The organism is Marinobacter sp. (assembly GCF_041687235.1).
Taxonomy (GTDB): Bacteria; Pseudomonadota; Gammaproteobacteria; order Pseudomonadales; family Oleiphilaceae; genus Marinobacter.
This window is the reverse complement of the sequence record NZ_JAWLCH010000006.1, coordinates 237017-253899: the sequence shown is the minus strand read 5'-3', so window position 1 is coordinate 253899 and position 16883 is coordinate 237017. Positions and strand designations below refer to the sequence as shown.

At 56.3% G+C, this 16883-nt stretch carries 12 protein-coding genes and 1 pseudogene; 3 read left to right on the top strand and 10 right to left on the bottom strand.

Annotation, left to right across the window (positions count from 1 at the left end; all coding sequences use genetic code 11):
* Positions 1-549: 549 nt before the first annotated feature.
* Positions 550-2685, top strand: a pseudogene (locus ACESMK_RS11140) (catalase).
* A 50-nt stretch (positions 2686-2735) separates the two neighbouring features.
* Here the strand turns inward: ACESMK_RS11140 and ACESMK_RS11135 are convergent.
* Positions 2736-3794 (bottom strand): endonuclease/exonuclease/phosphatase family protein, encoded by a 1059-nt coding sequence (locus ACESMK_RS11135; RefSeq protein ID WP_372998279.1) that lies wholly within the window; start codon positions 3792-3794, stop codon positions 2736-2738.
* Between the two features lie 508 nt (positions 3795-4302).
* Here ACESMK_RS11135 and ACESMK_RS11130 point away from each other — a divergent pair.
* Complete coding sequence (locus ACESMK_RS11130) at positions 4303-5139, top strand: substrate-binding periplasmic protein (RefSeq protein ID WP_372998276.1); 837 nt, start codon at positions 4303-4305, stop codon at positions 5137-5139.
* Here the strand turns inward: ACESMK_RS11130 and ACESMK_RS11125 are convergent.
* The 3 genes from ACESMK_RS11125 to ACESMK_RS11115 are packed head-to-tail and all read right to left on the bottom strand — an operon-like array spanning position 5136 to position 6900.
* Positions 5136-5753, bottom strand: coding sequence for an ATP-dependent zinc protease (locus ACESMK_RS11125; protein ID WP_372998273.1), 618 nt, complete (start codon positions 5751-5753; stop codon positions 5136-5138). The genes ACESMK_RS11130 and ACESMK_RS11125 overlap by 4 nt on opposite strands.
* An 8-nt stretch (positions 5754-5761) precedes the next feature.
* The gene (locus tag ACESMK_RS11120) at positions 5762-6334 is read right to left on the bottom strand and encodes an ACP phosphodiesterase (RefSeq protein WP_372998270.1); all 573 of its coding nucleotides are present in this window, start codon (positions 6332-6334) and stop codon (positions 5762-5764) included.
* Positions 6335-6357: 23 nt separating this feature from the next.
* Positions 6358-6900 carry an outer membrane beta-barrel protein gene (locus ACESMK_RS11115; protein WP_372998267.1) on the bottom strand — a complete coding sequence of 181 codons (543 nt, stop codon included), beginning with the start codon at positions 6898-6900 and terminating at the stop codon, positions 6358-6360.
* 251 nt (positions 6901-7151) lie between these two features.
* Here ACESMK_RS11115 and ACESMK_RS11110 point away from each other — a divergent pair, with 251 nt between their 5' ends.
* On the top strand, positions 7152-8564 hold the full coding sequence (locus ACESMK_RS11110) for a TrkH family potassium uptake protein (protein ID WP_372998303.1): 1413 nt from the start codon (positions 7152-7154) through the stop codon (positions 8562-8564).
* A gap of 3 nt (positions 8565-8567) precedes the next feature.
* On the opposite strand, the gene glgP is transcribed toward ACESMK_RS11110, so the two are convergent.
* The 6 genes from glgP to glgC form a co-directional block, all read right to left on the bottom strand.
* A complete protein-coding gene (gene glgP, locus ACESMK_RS11105; RefSeq protein ID WP_372998263.1) occupies positions 8568-11102 on the bottom strand; it encodes an alpha-glucan family phosphorylase in 2535 nt (844 codons plus the stop codon).
* 30 nt (positions 11103-11132) lie between these two features.
* Positions 11133-11903 (bottom strand): SDR family NAD(P)-dependent oxidoreductase, encoded by a 771-nt coding sequence (locus ACESMK_RS11100; protein WP_372998260.1) that lies wholly within the window; start codon positions 11901-11903, stop codon positions 11133-11135.
* A gap of 20 nt (positions 11904-11923) precedes the next feature.
* The gene (locus tag ACESMK_RS11095; RefSeq protein ID WP_372998257.1) at positions 11924-12286 is read right to left on the bottom strand and encodes a PilZ domain-containing protein; all 363 of its coding nucleotides are present in this window, start codon (positions 12284-12286) and stop codon (positions 11924-11926) included.
* 100 nt (positions 12287-12386) lie between these two features.
* Entirely contained in the window at positions 12387-13880 is a 1494-nt protein-coding gene (malQ, locus tag ACESMK_RS11090; RefSeq protein ID WP_372998254.1) for a 4-alpha-glucanotransferase, read from the bottom strand.
* On the bottom strand, positions 13877-15604 hold the full coding sequence (locus tag ACESMK_RS11085; RefSeq protein WP_372998251.1) for a glycoside hydrolase: 1728 nt from the start codon (positions 15602-15604) through the stop codon (positions 13877-13879). Before ACESMK_RS11085 ends, malQ begins: the two co-directional genes overlap by 4 nt.
* On the bottom strand, positions 15594-16859 hold the full coding sequence (gene glgC, locus ACESMK_RS11080; protein WP_372998248.1) for a glucose-1-phosphate adenylyltransferase: 1266 nt from the start codon (positions 16857-16859) through the stop codon (positions 15594-15596). Before glgC ends, ACESMK_RS11085 begins: the two co-directional genes overlap by 11 nt.
* Positions 16860-16883 lie beyond the last annotated feature (24 nt).

Below are 16883 nucleotides of genomic sequence, written 5' to 3'. Positions count from 1 at the left end.
TGGTAAGCCGCTCGGATGCGAGGAGAGGGAAAAGATAAAATCCGTAATAATGTTATTTAAACGCATACCATACTGCGCATAATGTATATTATGTTAAATAAAGACTGCGTACGAATAGGTTCACCAGTTTCTCCCGAATTTAACAGCGAGCTGCCGCAACGCAGCTTTATCAACCATCCCGCCCGGATACCGCATTAGATCCCCTACCCAGAGAGCCATTCGATCAATTACTCGGTTCAGATATAGAGGACAAGCGTTGGTTAGCGAACAGACAGGGTTCCAGCGCTTTCATAAGAATCAATTGAGCTCACCAACACCTTACGGGGAAGCATCATGGCAAAGGAAAAGAAACTCGCACGCTCGTCCCGCAGAAAAGATCAGGTAAATGATGGCGTGCTTAGAACTAACGACATCGTCGCGAAGATGGCGGGTGCAAGCGACGACTTCGTCGCCGCCATGCCCTTCAACAATATCAAGAATCTTGAGCACGGCCATGACAACGCTGTGGCGCCACCAGCCGGAGAGTTCACAAAACCGGGCTCCGACAAGCTGACGGCCAGTACCGTCACGGAGCAACCCGGCACCGCTAAGACCGGCGGCCCGGCACAGATTGGAGCCAACGCCAACATCGCCCTGCTCGATCAGTTCAAGGTTGACCCCAGTGGCTAGGGCCTGACGACCAATCAGGGCGTTCCCGTTGGTGACAACCAGAACACGCTGAAAGCAGGATTGCGCGGCCCCTCCTTGCTGGAAGACTTCATCCTACGGGAGAAGATCACCCATTTTGACCATGAGCGCATTCCCGAGCGGGTCGTTCATGCCCGGGGTTCCGCTGCGCACGGGTATTTCGAAGCCTACGACGCGCTGGACAAGTACACCTGTGCCGCACCCTTTTCCGAGAAAGGCAAGACAACACCTGTTTTCGTGCGCTTCTCAACTGTTGCCGGTGAACGAGGTTCGAAAGACACCGCACGGGACGCCCGCGGCTTTGCGGTGAAATTCTATACCGATGAAGGCAACTGGGATCTGGTGGGCAACAACATACCGGTGTTTTTCATCCAGGACGCAATGAAGTTTCCCGATCTGGTCCATGCGGTGAAACCGGAACCTCATCATGGCATGCCACAAGCCGCCTCGGCCCATGACACCTTCTGGGATTTCGTGTCACTGATGCCCGAATCCACCCACATGCTGATGTGGGTGATGTCAGATCGCGGCATACCCCGCAGCTACCGGATGATGCAGGGCTTTGGCGTTCACACGTTTCGCCTCGTCAATAACGAAGGCCGATCGGTATTCTGCAAATTCCACTGGAAACCGCTTCAGGGTACCCACTCACTGGTCTGGGATGAGGCCGTAAAAATATCAGGTGCGGACCCGGACTATCATCGGCGGGACCTGTGGGAAGCCATCGAATCCGGCGAGTTTCCGGAGTGGGAACTGGGATTGCAGATCTTCACCGAGGAACAGGCAGACAGCTTCAGTTTCGATGTACTCGACTCCACCAAACTAATCCCGGAGGAACTGGTACCACTGACGCCCGTCGGGAGAATGGTGCTCAACCGTAATCCGGACAATTTCTTTGCGGAAACCGAGCAGGTGGCCTTCTGCACGGCCCACGTGATTCCTGGCATCGACTTCTCGAACGACCCGCTGCTTGCTGGTCGGATCCATTCCTATTCCGATACCCAGATCACGCGTCTCGGCGGCCCCAATTTTCACGAGATTCCCATTAATGCGTCGGTGGCACAGGTGCAAAACAACCAGCGCGATGGTTTGCACCGACAGGCCGTACACCGAGGCCGTGTCGCTTATGAGCCCAATTCGCTGGCCGGTGGCTGCCCGTTTCAGGCCGGAACCGAAGGGTTTGTGTCTTTCCCGGATTCCAACGCCCAGGACAAGGTTCGCGGCAAGCCGGAAAAATTCGCCGAGCACTACGCCCAGGCCACCCTTTTCTTCAACAGCCAGACAAAGATCGAGCAGGACCATATCGTCGACGGCTTCCGATTCGAGCTCAGCAAAGTGGGTGTGCCTGCCATCCGTGAACGGATGCTTTCCTCCCTGGTGAACGTGTCGACGGATCTGGCCAAAAGGATTGCTGCCGGTCTGGGCATGGCAGTCCCGAAAGCCATGCCGAAAGCGATGGATAACCCCCAGTCGCCCGAGATCACTGAATCCCCGGCGCTCTCGTTAACGGCGCTGCCGGGGCTATGCGGCGTCCGCACCCGCCAGATTGCCGTACTGGTTGAAAAGGGCGTGACCCACTCCTCGTTGGCCAGCCTTCACAGTGCCCTGGTCCATGCCGGCGCCGTGGTTCACTTTGTTGGCCCAAGGGTTGGCGAATTCGCCACTGATTCCGGAGCGATGGTGGAAGCTAATAAATCCATGGAGAACGCCCCGGGTTTCCTGTTCGATGCCTTGATACTACCCGACGGTACTGCAGCGGTGCAGGCATTGGTGGAAAACCCCGAAACCATGGAGTTCGTGAAAGACCACTTCATGCACTGCAAAACAATCCTTGCCATGGGCGACGGTCATAGATTACTGGAAATGGCGGGCATTGAGGCAGACGCCGGAAAGGACCCGGGTATTCTTATGGGCCAGCGCGAAGACGCCGATGCGGTCGCCGCCCGGTTCATCGATGCGGTCGCTGCCCATCGCCATTCATCTCGCGAAACCGGTTAACCCATGAGTCACGTTCCTCAAACTACATCCCTCTACCCTCAAATCAGGTTTTATGCCTCCTGCCTCCCCTCTTCAATTTTTTCCTCGACCTGTCGACTTTCCGCCGGGCTTGTATCCGGTTCCTCCTGCTCCGCTTCTGCGCCCGCTTCCAGATTCAACTGGATAAACACAGGGAAATGGTCTGACCCCCAGGCGGGACCTCGCTCCATCCTGACGAGCCTGAAGTGGTCGGAGTGAAACACGTGATCAAGTGGCCAGCGCAGAAGCGGATTCCTGGCGTTAAAGGTGTTGTACATCCCTCGCCCGACGCGAGGGTCGAGCAGGCCGCTGGTTTTCTGGAACAGACTGGTGGTGTGGGACCAGGCAACATCGTTGAAGTCCCCGGCAACAATGGTGGGCTTGCCCCGTTTTTCGACCTCCCGACCCACAATGAGCAGCTCAGCATCCCTCTCGGTGGTCTCGGTGGCAAACACGGGGTTAGGCGGATCGGGATGAACAAAATGCAGATAGACCGGGTCACCGGAGCGTAATACCACTCTCATGTGCATTGACGGAATGCTGTCTTTCAGAAGGAACCGGATCTCGGTATCGACCAGCATCAGGCGGCTGAATACCAGCATGCCATAGGTATTGTCCAGAGGGTTTTTCAACGTGTAAGGATGGCTCTCTTCCAGTGCCAGCAGAGCCTGCTGCCACCACTGGTCTGTCTCTACGGTGAGGATCACATCCGGGTCATACATACGCACAACTTCAAGGAAGGATTCTGATTGCCGGTTGTCCATAAGAACGTTTGCCACCAGCAGGCTGAGGCTTTTGGTGCCTGAGCATGATTGTGCAGGAAACACCTGTTTTCGCTTCAGTCGCGTGTAGGGAAAAATTTTCATAACCTGATGGCCAACAGCCAGCAGCAACACGCCTAGCAGAGCAGCTTCATAACGGTTTGAGAAGTCGAGAAAAAAAGGACTGGCGCCACTGACCAGAACGCCTGCGATCGCAATCTGCCCTCTCGGGAAATCGAGAATTCGAATCCACCACTGATTAAAACGCAGCAGCGGTAAGGCGGTCATTACCACGACTGACAGGGCCAGTATGATGAGGGCAATTTTCATCAGTTATTCAGTCGCACCAGGCGCCATTGCAACGAATGTAACTTTTTCATAAGACTCTCCCTGAAATCGGATGTGCAAGCCGGGCAAGGTGTCCTTGTTAATCGCCTCATCAGGGCTTCCTCCCCTGGCGTCATTGCCGGGAAGGCGACTGAACCATTGCGTGATCTCGAATTCAGGATGAGCCTTTAACCTACACCAGAGGATCTGAGCGGTCGGTTCGATGACGCACTAAGTAATAAGTAGTGTCTGACCAAAACCGCATTGGGGTGCAGAAGCCTGAGGACCTGCTCTCACAATAGCAGCATGTATAGCTGGCATCTCCCTGCAACTTACCCGCTTTGGCCATGAGGTGCTTGGTATTGATTCGTATGAATCTTCGATAACGGCGCCTTGCATATTGATCTTTCCATGCGCAAGGTAACTGTTAACGGGGAGCCAGTCAGGCTGAAACCGAAAGAGTTCGCCGTTCTCAAGGTGCTTCGAAATGAATGAAAAAGAGTGAGCTGCAATGAAGTGGCATCGGCCGTTACTGTTTGCCCTGATTCTCCCGTTGGTTCTTGCGGGCCACAGCGCCAGTCGTGCGGAAACCATACGGATCACTACGGGTCACTGGCCGCCCTACCTCAGTGAGAAACGTCCAGATGGTGGTTTTCTCGCACAGATTATCCGGGAGGCCTTTGCCCTCGAGGACATGAGCGTGGAGTTTTCGTTCTTTCCCTGGTCCCGTGCTCTGGCATTGGTAAGGTCCGGCAAATATCAGGCTTCCGCAGTATGGTCCTGCACCAGCGAGAGGAAACGGGAGTTCCTCTACTCAGCGCCGATTCTGCCCTATCACTACGTGTTTTATCACCGAAAGGACATGACATTTGACTGGGAGGCCTTATCAGACCTCAGAGGGATGGACGTCGGGCTGACACAGGATTACAGCTACGGTAAAACCCTCAGAGGCGCCATTGACAGTGGTCATGTAAACGCTGACGTCACCACATCCGACCTGGCCAATTTCCGGAAACTGCTGCTTCAGCGAATCGATCTGTTTCCAATGGACCCGGTAGTCGGAGAGGCCATGATTGCAGAACAACTTGGCCCGGATGCAAGAGCCCAACTGACTTTTCACCCCCGGCCCCTGAGGAGCGCGCTTTACCACCTTCCTTTTTCGCGGGAGGATCCGGAGGCGGGCCGTCTCAAGCGTGCTTTCGACCGGGGGTTGGCAAGGCTGCGTGAAAGCGGCCGCTATCAGGAGATAATTGAAAACGCCCTGAAAACCCACAGTTCAGCGGCGGCGGCCGCCATACTGGAAGAAAAACTGGTCAACTGGGATGAAGAACCCGGCGCCTGTGATTAGGAATCGGTTCCGGCGCCCTTAACGACCTTTTCTGCGTGTTTTTCAGCCAACTCTTCCAGGGAGACATACTCACACTCGGTTTCGGCCTTAAAGGTATCGGCGGAATCGACCAGAATGTTGTCATCGCGCATAAACCGACGGCCCAGCAACGCGGGATAAGAAAATTTGCCGCGGTCTGTCAGTGAAAACTGGGTCCTGTGGGTGGTGCCGGCAATACAGAAATCCATCATGACCACGTATCGCTTCTGCGAAGACGCCCCCTTTCGCTTGATCAGTACGGTACGCTCGATCGGGCGCTCCAGCTCAAGGATGATGTCTTCATGGTCCAGTTCGCCTTCAGTTGGCTGGTCTTCATGATCTCCCAACGGAATCTGGAAGCTCACCCATTCCTCACCGTCCCTTTCAAATGGCTCGATATTGACGGCGTGCAGGGATGAGGTCTTGGCCCCGGTATCCAGCCGGGCCTTGAGGCGGAGGGTCGTGTCCTGCATCACCACCCACTCAACGTAGCCAAGGGTTTCCGGGGGGCGTTGCTCCCTGTTGGCATCGGATTCCGCTGAAATGACCGCCGATGACAGAGATAGCATCGCCGCCGTCAGGATTGCCTTGCTCATAAACCCCATCAAATACCCCCTGCAAATTCCTGTAAATCCGGGAAAAACGATAAAAATTTTTGCTCCAGTTCATCCTGGTTTTCGCGTATCTCCGTGATAATGCCGGCAAAGCCGTTTCTGAAGCGTACGCGACCGGCGACGCGGTCCAGGGCATAGCCCACCTTCTCAAGATCCTCATAGGCACCGAACCAGTCATGGCAGACCATCCGGCGTGTGACCAGAGCCATTGATTCCGGCATCAGGTGTTCGTTTTGCTGTAACTCACCGTAGATACGACGGATAAACGTCGCTCGCTCAATATCACTGAATCTGGGCCAGTGCTTGAGCAAAAAATGATCATAAAGAACATCGAGGGCGACGCCGGCGAAACGACGCCGTTGACGGGAAAAGACCTGTTTACTGGCGAGCACATCCGGGTGCTGGTCTGTAAAGCTGTCGACGGCGAGATGGTGGCGAACCCCCTGCCTCACCGGGGCCGGGAGTGCCGAAAGGTCGACACCCCTGGTGAAATCACCAAGGATGCTTCCCACCCGTGCTTCGGGTGAGTCCGGCGCGAGAAAAACATGAGCCAGATGGTTCAAACAAGCTCCCCGGTGGTCCGGTTTCAGAAGTTGAACTGAATGCCGACGCCCAGACCATCGATTTCGGCATCACTGTCTTCATAGTAACGCATGTACTCGAGATTACCGGACAGGTTCGGCGCAAACTCCATATTCATGCCGATACCATAGGACACATCCGTTTCATCTTCGGTGGCGGTCCCCAGGAAAGAAGAGGCTTCGATTTCTACCCGGGTAAAGCCAAGGATCGCATAGGGCGTGATGGGGGATTCGTTGGCGAGATTGAACGTGGCGTAGCCGCCGAAGAAATTATCCAGTGAGTAATCGACGCCGCCAATGCGCTCATCATCCACGCCGAAACCGCCCCGGGCTTCAATACCCAGATAGGGCGTGGCCATAACGCCCACCTTGGCAGAAAGCGTACCCACATCGGCGTCCGCGTTACCGCTTTCAAGGCTCATGAAGGTGTAGTTTAGCCCAGTGTAAAGCGCGCCCACGCCGGACTTGTACATATCCTGGGCAGATGCGGCACCCGCAGCTGTCAGGCCGGTGGCAAAAACAACGGCCATTGAACGTACATGTTTCATTCTGGTATCTCCTTAACCGAATCATTCGGTGTACATCGCAGAACTTGCACCACACTCACGACTTTTGCCATCAGAAAGATCCGCATTTACGCGTTATTTACACCGATTTAATTCACCGGTAACCCCGAGATCTGGGTGGCGTTACCTTGCGGAAGCCTGCCCCCACAGGTATTCTGACGCCGTCTCCCGGTATCAGCTGGCTCGAGCTTCCATTGAGAAATCTCTACCCTGTCATTTTCATTGTCAGCGTCATGTTTGTGCTATTGAGCATTTTCATGACTTTGCCTGTCATTCTGCTTGCGGGCTCCGAAGCCCCGAATGCCATGGCGTTCGCGCAATCGGCGGCCATTGTCTGCACGCTCGGCGTCCTGGGCATGGCAACCACATACCGCAAGCCGCGGGATCTCAAGCCACGTTTCATGTTTGTACTCACGGTATCATCGTGGTTCATAATCGCGCTGCTTGCGTCACTGCCGCTGTACCTCAGTAACTTGCAACTATCGCTCGCGGACGCCTTTTTTGAAGGCACATCGGGCATTACCACCACCGGCGCAACCGTGCTCAGTGGCCTGGATGATATGGACCGTGATCTGCTGATCTGGCGCTCCATTCTGCAATGGATCGGTGGTATCGGGATCATCGGCATGTTCGTTGCGGTACTTCCCTTCCTCCGGGTGGGTGGTATGCGCCTGTTCGCCACCGAATCCTCTGAATGGACGGACAAGGCCCTGCCCAGGATGAAAACGCTCAGTCGAGGCCTCTTGCTGGTGTATGTGGCGTTCTCGGTGATTGCCGTATTGACCTATTGGTTCTCGGGCATGAGCCTGTTCGATGCCTTCAATCATGGCCTGACGAGTATCGCGACCGGAGGGTTTTCCACGTCAGATCTCTCCATGGGCAAGTTCAATGATCTGATCCTGATGGAAGCAACCCTGTTCATGATCGTTGGCAGTCTCCCCTTTTTCCTGTTTGTGAGAGAACTTCACGGTCAGCACGGTGTCCTGTTCCGCGACAAGCAGGTTCGTCTGTTTCTTGCCATCCTGTTTTTCGTGCCCCTTTTACTGACCCTGTATCGCTGGATGGTGTCTCCGGTCCCGTTTGATCCGGTCCATAACTATGCAGCGACCCTTTTCAATGTGACCTCTGTGGTAACCACCACCGGTTATGCCTCCGAGGACTATTCGGCCTGGGGGCCACTGGCGTTTGTGCTGTTTTTCTTCCTGATGTTTGTGGGCGGCTGTTCCGGCTCCACCGCGGGCGGAATGAAGATCTTCCGGTTCCAGCTTTCACTGATCATCCTTCGGGAACAGCTGATGCGTCTGCTGCATCCCCGCGCAGTGCTCACCCGTAACTACAATGGTCGTTCAGTCAGCGACGAGATTATCTCTTCAATGATTGCCTACACGTTTATCTTCCTGCTTTGCCTCTTGCTGATTACGGTCGCCCTGGCTGCTATGCAGCTGGATTTCGTCACCGCATTGTCTGGCGCCCTCACCTCACTCACCAACGTCGGCCCGGGCCTGGGCGACATCATTGGTCCCGCGGGTAATTTCGGGCCGCTGCCGGATGCAGCCAAATGGGTGCTTTCGGTGGGAATGCTGATGGGTCGTCTGGAGATTCTGAGTGTGGTGATTGTCTTGTCCCCGGCGTTCTGGCGAAGCTGAGGATTACCTGAGCCACAGTATGGCGGGATTCTCCAGAGGCAGGTTCAGGCGGTCATCCTGTACCCGAAGGCGTGGGGTGTAGTGCCCCTCCGGGCGCGAGGGCACCGTGCACTCGTACAGGTAGGTATGGGGAGAACCACTAAGCGGATGTTTCATCTCCATGGCAGTGACGGTCCTTGGCCCATACTCTGATGTTTCCGCCACCAGTTCCACGGCAATTCGCTGCTCGTCGATGCCGTCGAGGTAGACTTCCACGGTGCAGGTCTGGCTCTGGGAGGTTTCACGGACAGCAAAGCTGTTGAATCTCAGTCGCGGCCAGTGCCGCGCGATATCCCCGTGCTCCTTCAGCAGCGCTTTCGCGGTTTCCGTGCTGCGATGGCTTCCTTTCTCCGCCATGGGCAGGTAAAACTGCTCTACGTACTCCCGCACCATCCGATTGGCCGAATAGGCCGCAGTCAGTTGATCCATACTGGCGCGCATCCGTCTCAGCCATTTTCGGGGAATACCCTCGCTGTCTACATCGTAGAAGCCCGGAATCACCTCATTTTCCAGCAGATCAAACAACTCATTCATGTCCGAAAGGTCGTGGTCGTGGTTGTTTGAGCCGCTCAGTTCATCAAACGTTGCGCCAGGGCGTATGGCCCAGCCCACATCCTGGCTCCAGGCTTCTGCCCACCAGCCGTCGTACTGGGACAGGTTCAGCCCACCGTTAACGAGTACCTTCATGCCGCTGGTGCCGCAAGCCTCCCAGGGATGTCGGGGACAGTTCAGCCAGACATCCACACCCTGAATCAGCTGGTTAGCCACGCCCAGGTCGTAGTCTTCAATGAACACCACCTTGCCTTCCACATCCGGCCGCCTTGAGAACGCCTTCCATCGCCGGATGATGTCCTTGCCAGGAAGGTCATAGGGATGCGCTTTGCCGGCAAGGACAATCTGGAGGGGGCGATCGCGGCTGGCCAGAAGTTTGAGCAAACGATCCTGGTCCCTGAGCAGCAGGTCCGGTCGTTTGTACTCCGTAAAACGCCGGGCGAAGCCCAGAGTCAGGGTTTCGTGGTCCAGTAACAGCCCGCAGGCGGCAGCATGGTTGTGGCCAGGGTTCTGTTCGCAATGCTGGCTTGAGAGCCGCCGGCGCAGGTAACTCACCAGGCGGGTTCGTTGCAGACGCCTCATCTCCCAGAGGGCCTCATCGGTGATGTCTGTCATCGGACAGGATTTCTCAAGCGGGCGGCGCCACCTGTCCTTGCCGCAGGCCCGGGTCCAGATTGCGTCGGATTCCGGTGAATCCCAACTGGGGGTATGAACACCGTTGGTCACGAAATCCGCTGGAATATCGTCCGCTGGCCAGCGGGGAAAGAACGGCTGGAAAATGGTCTGAGTCACTCTTTGATGGATACGGCTGACACCATTAAAGCGTCCGCTCATATTCAGTGCCAACAACGCCATGTTAAGTTTTGAACTACCGGGCTGATCACCCTTTGGTGTGTCTTCGCTTCCCAATGTGAGCAGCTGGTCGACGTTCAGTTCGCGCCCCTCAAGCCAAGGTGTCAGATACAGGCGCAGCAGCGAGGGTGAAAAATGGTCGAACCCGGAGGCCACCGAGGTGTGCGTGGTAAAGAGGTTGGTTGCCCGGGTGGCGGTTCGGGCTGTCTGGAAATCGCTGTCGTGTAGGTCCTGCCAGCTGAATGCGCGCTCAACCAGAGCCAGGGCGCAATGGCCCTCATTGAGATGGCAGAGAGCAGGCGTACGGCCCAGTTGCTTCAATAGTCGCCAGCCCCCGATTCCGAGCACCATTTCCTGCTGCAGGCGTTTTTCCGGATCGCCGGTATAGAGCTCACTGGTGATACCGCGGTCGCCGGGTTCATTGCGCGGGTCGTTGCTGTCAAGCAGCAACAGGTCGCAGCGCCCTACCTGGGCTTTCCAGGCGCGCAGGCGCACGTTGCGGCCCGGGAAGGGAACAACCACCCTCACCCACTGGCCATCGTCGTCCCTTAGCGGAGCAACGGGCAGCATGGTCGGGTCGTTGTAAGGGTAGAATTCGAGCTGTTCGCCATCGGTGCTGATGGCTTGCCGGAAATAACCCTGCTGGTAAAGCAGGCCTACGGCCATCACCGGCACGCCGAGATCGCTGGAGGCTTTCAGGAAATCGCCGGCAAGCACCCCCAGACCGCCGCTGTAGAGTGGAAGGGACTCGCTCAGCCCGTATTCCATACAGAAATAGGCGACGCCCTCACCAAGGTCACCCTTGCACCCGGAGGCGTACCAGGTGTCGGCTTTAAGAAACGCATGGTGCGCCGACATCTGCTTTTGGTATCGCTCCCGGAATTCAGGGTCATCAGCGAGCTCTTCCAGCCGTTCACCGGATACGCTGTTCAGAACCAGCCAGGCGTTTCGGGTGGCATCCCAGATTTCCGCATCCAGGGCGCGCCAGAGTTCGTCTGTCCCGTGGTGCCAGGTCCACCGCAGGTCCAGTGCCAGCTCAAACAGTCCGTTCAGTGAATCCGGCAAGGACCGCGGGGTATAGGCTGCCAGGGTCAAATTCAGGCTCCGGTCTTATGGGTACAAGGGTCAGCGAGCGGTGTATCCGCCGTCAATCACCAGTTCACTGCCAGTCACGAACCCGGATTCGTCGGAGGCGAGGTACACCGCTCCCCAGGCAATATCATCCGGTTTACCCATGTGACCCACGGGATGCATCGCCGCTGTCGCTTTTTTCGCTTCTTCCGGGTCCTGCCCAGTGGTTTTGAGGTGGGCCTCAACCAGCGGGGTCCAGATAAAACCGGGGTGAATGGAATTGCAACGAATGTTTTCGGTTGCATACAACAGAGCATCGGTTTTCGACATCAGCCGCACCGCACCCTTGGACGCATGGTAGGGCGGAATATCCGGGGCGCTCACCAGACCGTAGATGGACGACAGATTGATAATGCTGCCAACACCCGCTTTTTTCATGTGGGGAATGGCGTGTTTGGTGCAAAAAAACACACCTTTCACGTTCACATTCTGCACAAGATCCCACTCCTCCTCGGTGAGTTCATGGGTGGGCTTGTTTGCACCTGCGATCCCGGCATTGTTCACCAGAACGGTCAGGCTTCCGAAGTGTTTGGCCACGTCATCCAGAACCTGCTTTACCTCTTGCTCCTTGCTGACGTCACAATGCCAGTAACCGGACTTGAATCCCCGGTCTGCAAGTTGTTTGGCCAGAGCTTCACCTTCGGAGTCCTGGCAATCGAGTATGGCGACAGCGGCGCCCTCTTCTGCCATGCGGGTTGCGGTCGCGGCCCCGATACCAACGGCGCCGCCTGTGATTACGGCAACCTTACCTTTCAGTCGTTCCATGAGACATCTCCCTTGTGTATTCAGTAGGCTTGTTGCCTGCGAACCGGAAAATAGTTGACTGGCATATGATGGCTTTTCAGCCAGCGGATCAGTGAAGAAATGGTGAAACTGTCGTTGTCGACGCCTTCAAAATCGACGCCAAGCCCTCTGTCGGATTTCCGGACTACGTGGGCCTTCAGGCGACGGAACCGTTTTTCCTCGGTATCAGGAAAACGAAATTCCAGTTCTACGGTCTGGTTTAACTGAACATCGGTGTAATCTGTGGCAATGAACAGTCCACGTTTGGACGCATCCCGGATCTGTCCGGTTGCCACTGGCATGCCCCTTTTGTATACCAGCAGACCAAGCTTTCCCTGTACGCGTTTACTGAGTCTGTGTTCCATGTTCCCCCCTAGTGACTCATCAAGAACGCCAATTGTTGATACTGCCTGTGTTTTATATCGAAGGTTTGGGAGCGCCTCTTTGATGCTGATCAAAAAATGGTCAGTCTTGGGGGAGGCGCCCATGTCGCTGTACCGCTGCGGTAATGCGTTTAGACAAGTCTTCCTCGCTAAAATTCCAGTCCAATTGCCAGATCCAGTTATTTACAATCGTTCCCGGCGTGTTGAATCGGGCCTCTGTTCCCAGCCCCAGAAAATCCTGCATGGGTACAACCGCAAGAGAACAGACGGACCGGAACGCAGCCTCAATGACCGGCCAGGGCATGCCCTCACCGGTTGTACCAAGGTAGTCATTCACGTTGCGCCGGGTGTGATCGTCGAGACTCCGATACCACCCCAGTGTGGTGTCGTTGTCGTGGGTGCCGGTGTAAACAAGATCACGGGGTTGATGGTTGTGGAGCAGATGAGGATTGTCCGGACTGCCGTCGAATCCAAACTGCATGACGGTCATTCCCGGCAGCCGGAAACGTTTACGCAGTTCTTCCACATCGTCGCTGATAATACCCAGGTTTTCTGCCACCAGCGGCAAATCCGGAAACCGGCTGAAGCAGGCCTGTAGAAAATGATCCGCCGGGCCGGGAGCCCAGTAGCCAAATCTTGGTTGCGGGGTTTCGGCCGGTATTTCCCAGTAAGCCTGCAGACCCCGAAAATGATCAATCCGTATCAGGTCAAAGAGGTGTCGCTGGCTTTCCAGCCGTTCCAGCCACCACTGGTAGCCATCGCCCGCCATGGCATTCCAGTTGTAGAGTGGATTGCCCCAGTGCTGGCCGTCAGGAGAAAAATAATCCGGAGGTACACCGGCAATCACCGTGGGTTCACCCTGGGCATCAAGCTTGAACAGATGCCGGTTTGCCCAGACATCGGCGCTGTCATGAGCCACGAATATGGGGATATCGCCGAACAGCAGGATACCCCTGTTCCGCGCGTAGTCCCGCAGCGCCTGCCATTGGTGCGTGAACAGGAATTGCTCGAACCGTATCCGCGCTAACCGGGACTGGTTCTGATCGATGAATACCTGGAGCGCCTCCGGGTCACGATCTCTCAATGGCTCCGGCCACTGAAGCCAGCCCGGCGACTCCTGAACCTCACGTATGGCGCTGAACAGGCAGAAGTCGCCAAGCCAGTAGTCGTTCCTGGCCCGGAAATCGTCGAAACCCGCCAGGTCCAGGCCGTTAGGGCCTTGACCCTGCCCATCGAAAAAGCGTTGGGCGGCGATGCCCAGAAGCTCTTGGCGGGATTCAGAGATGGGCTGCGCCAGTTCCGCGTCTGCCAGAAGACCAGCCTGGAGGAGTTCCGACATGTCGATGAAATCCTGATTGCCGGCGTGTGCGCTCAGGGACTGGTAGGGCGAGAGGTCCAGGTGGGTTGGTCCGATAGGCAGTGTCTGCCAGACCGTTATACCACTGGCGGCCAGGAAGTCGACAAAACGACGCGCTCCGGCGCCCAGAACCCCAAGAGTTCCGGGTAAACAGGTGGGATGAAGCAATACACCCGCCCTGCGTGTACTGAACAGATCATTGGCGTTGGCTGACGTCATGCCAGTTTATCCGCTTCGTGCCCCGGCCGCATGGTTCCACCTCTGGCCGGTTCTCCGCTACCCTGGCTCAACTGCTGGAAAACCGATGGCGGCGCCGGGTAGCCGATCATTTCATAGAGGTTTACCAGATGGCGCCGGTACAGGTGTTCGAAGTCGCTGACGATCTGGGCCGGGTTGTAGTCACCAAACCACCAGAACCAGTCTGAGCCCTCACAGATGGCCAGTTGTTGCATCGCTGCTTCTTTTTGCTCTGAATTCAGGCTGCCGTTGTCCATCACCCGGTCGAAGTGGTGTTTTGCGTCACAGAGCAGATCCCAGGCACGGTTCTTGTCCGGGTCCCCGATCCAGGTGGAGAAAGTGCCGTAGATCCAGCTTCCCGCCACCAGATGTGGCAGGTGAACCGGCTGCGCGACCGGTTGGGCCACCAGATCGCTGTAGGTGGTCAGTTTCAGCCTCGGGTGATTCGCCAGCACCCGGTAAAGCTCATTCAGAAAGTGAAATCCGTTTTCGGGATAGTATTCCCAGGCGTTTTCGCCATCCATAATCACGGAAATAACCGGGCGCGCCTTGCCTTTCGCCTGTGTAGCGATGTTTTCCATGTGATGAACCAGATCGCCAACGGCATCCCTGGCGTGCCAGTCGGCATAGGTGAAGCCGATGAGATCAGACAGGCCGTCATCCCGGAAAAACACCGTCGTAGCGGATTCACCGAAGGTATAGGGCTGGTGAATACCGGCGTCCGGCAGATCAGGAACGTCCTGCCGGGCCAGGTTGAGGCTGTTGTGAACCACGGAATCCCCGCTGGCGGTCCAACGGAACTGATGCTCATCCAGCAAACCAAGTGTCGCCTGGCTTAGGCCGCCTTCAGAGGCCCAGCAGCCAGAGGGTTCCACACCGAAGAACCTCTGGAACACCGCTTTCGCCTGTTGCAGCTGCCACCCGGCCCGATCTTTACCGCCCGGATAGTGACTGTGGTCTGGCAGGGTAATCTCTGGCATCGCTTCCCGGGCGGATGCCAGGTCGACCAACAATGGCAGCATGGCGTGGGTATAGGGGCTGACGGACAGCTCAACCTGGCCTTTCTGGGCCAGATGCCGGTATCGGGGTCCGATTCCGGATAACACATCGAAAATCACATCCAGCAAAGCTCGTCGGTCATCCATGGTGAAGTTATAGCCTTTTTCCTGAAGGCTCTGAATGCAATGATTCTCCCGCCGGATGGTTTCCCCCATCCAGCCCAGGTGGTACCACACCAGAAGGTCAGACAGAAAACGGCTGGAAATATATCGCTGTAGCTCAGGTTTCTGGCGATACACCTCCGCCAGTTCGGAAAGCCGCTTGTAGGCGGGATAACGATTGATAATCCGGTCCCTGTTTGCCCGGAGCGATTTCTCCATCAGGCCCAGGAAGGCCGGCGTTCCGGTTTCCGGCAGTTGCTCTGCCACCAGAGCGGCCAGCAATGGGTCACCGATCTTCCCGGCACCATGCCGCCATCGTTCAATCTGGATCAGGTAGGTCTCAATCTGCTCAAGAAGAACCGGTGCAAAATTAACCACCGCCCTCGCATCCGGGTTCGCTTCCAGATGCGCTGCCATATCGCTGTAATCCTTGATGGTGTGCAGATACACCCAGGGGAACAGGAACTGGTCGGTTCGCATATCCTGATAGGACGGCTGGTGCATATGCCAGCAGAGTACAACCGGCGTTTTTGTGTCAGAGGCCATGGGGATAATCCTGCCCGAGCATCTCTGGCGTGATCAGCACAACACCTTTCGAAGAAACGTGAAATCGCTGCCGGTCTTCGGCCTCGTCAAATCCGATGCGCGTGCCTTCCGGAATGCGGCAGCCCCGATCGATCAGCGCATTGCGGATATGGCAGTGGCGGCCAACATCCACATCGGGATAGATTACCGAATCTGATATTTCACTAAAGGAATGCACCTTAACCTCTGAGAATAAAAGGGAATGTTTCACAAGAGCGCCGGAAACAATGCAACCTCCGGCCACCATGGAGTCCACCGCCATTCCCCGTCGGTTATCGTCGTCGAACACAAACTTTGCCGGCGGCAGTTGCTCCTGGTAGGTCCAGATCGGCCAGTGGGAATCGTAAAGATTCAGCTCCGGGCTGATGCCGATCAGCTCCAGATTGGCCTGCCAGAGTGCATCGATGGTACCCACGTCCCGCCAGTAGGCCGGTTTGTTCTGGACCGGATTACGGAATGGGAACGCAATCACCCTCAGACGCTTGATCACGGAAGGAATAATGTCCTTGCCGAAATCGTGGGAAGATTCACCATCCATCTGCTGGTCGCGCATCAGCTCATCAAACAGGACCTGGGTGCTGAACACGTAAATGCCCATGGATGCCAGGGCCTTGCCCGGTTGGCCAGGCATCGGATTGGGTTGTTCCGGCTTCTCCACGAATTCAGTGATCCTCAGTTCGTCGTCTACCGACATCACGCCGAATGCAGAGGCTTCATCGATCGGCACTTCGATACAGCCAACCGTGATATCGGCATCGTTCTCCACGTGATGGGCCAGCATGGTGCCGTAATCCATCTTGTAAACATGGTCGCCCGCCAGGATCAGCACATACTCCGGCTTGTGGCTGCGAATGATGTCGAGGTTCTGCAATACGGCATCGGCCGTTCCCTCATACCAGGAAGTTTCGATACGTTGCTGGGCAGGCAGGAGTTCGACAAATTCATCCATCTCCCCTCGGAGAAATCCCCACCCGCGCTGGATATGCCGGATCAGGGAATGCGACTTGTACTGGGTGATCACCCCAACCTGGCCGATGCCCGAGTTGATACAGTTGGAAAGTGGAAAATCGATGATCCGGAACTTGCCTCCGAACGGCACCGCCGGCTTGGCGCGCCACTTAGTGAGGTCGTGGAGGCGGGAACCCCGCCCCCCGGCAAGAACCAGCGCGAGGGTTTGACGAGTGAGACGACTGACGAAACGTTGGGCCGTTTGCATAGCTGCTCCCCTTAAGACTTCCCT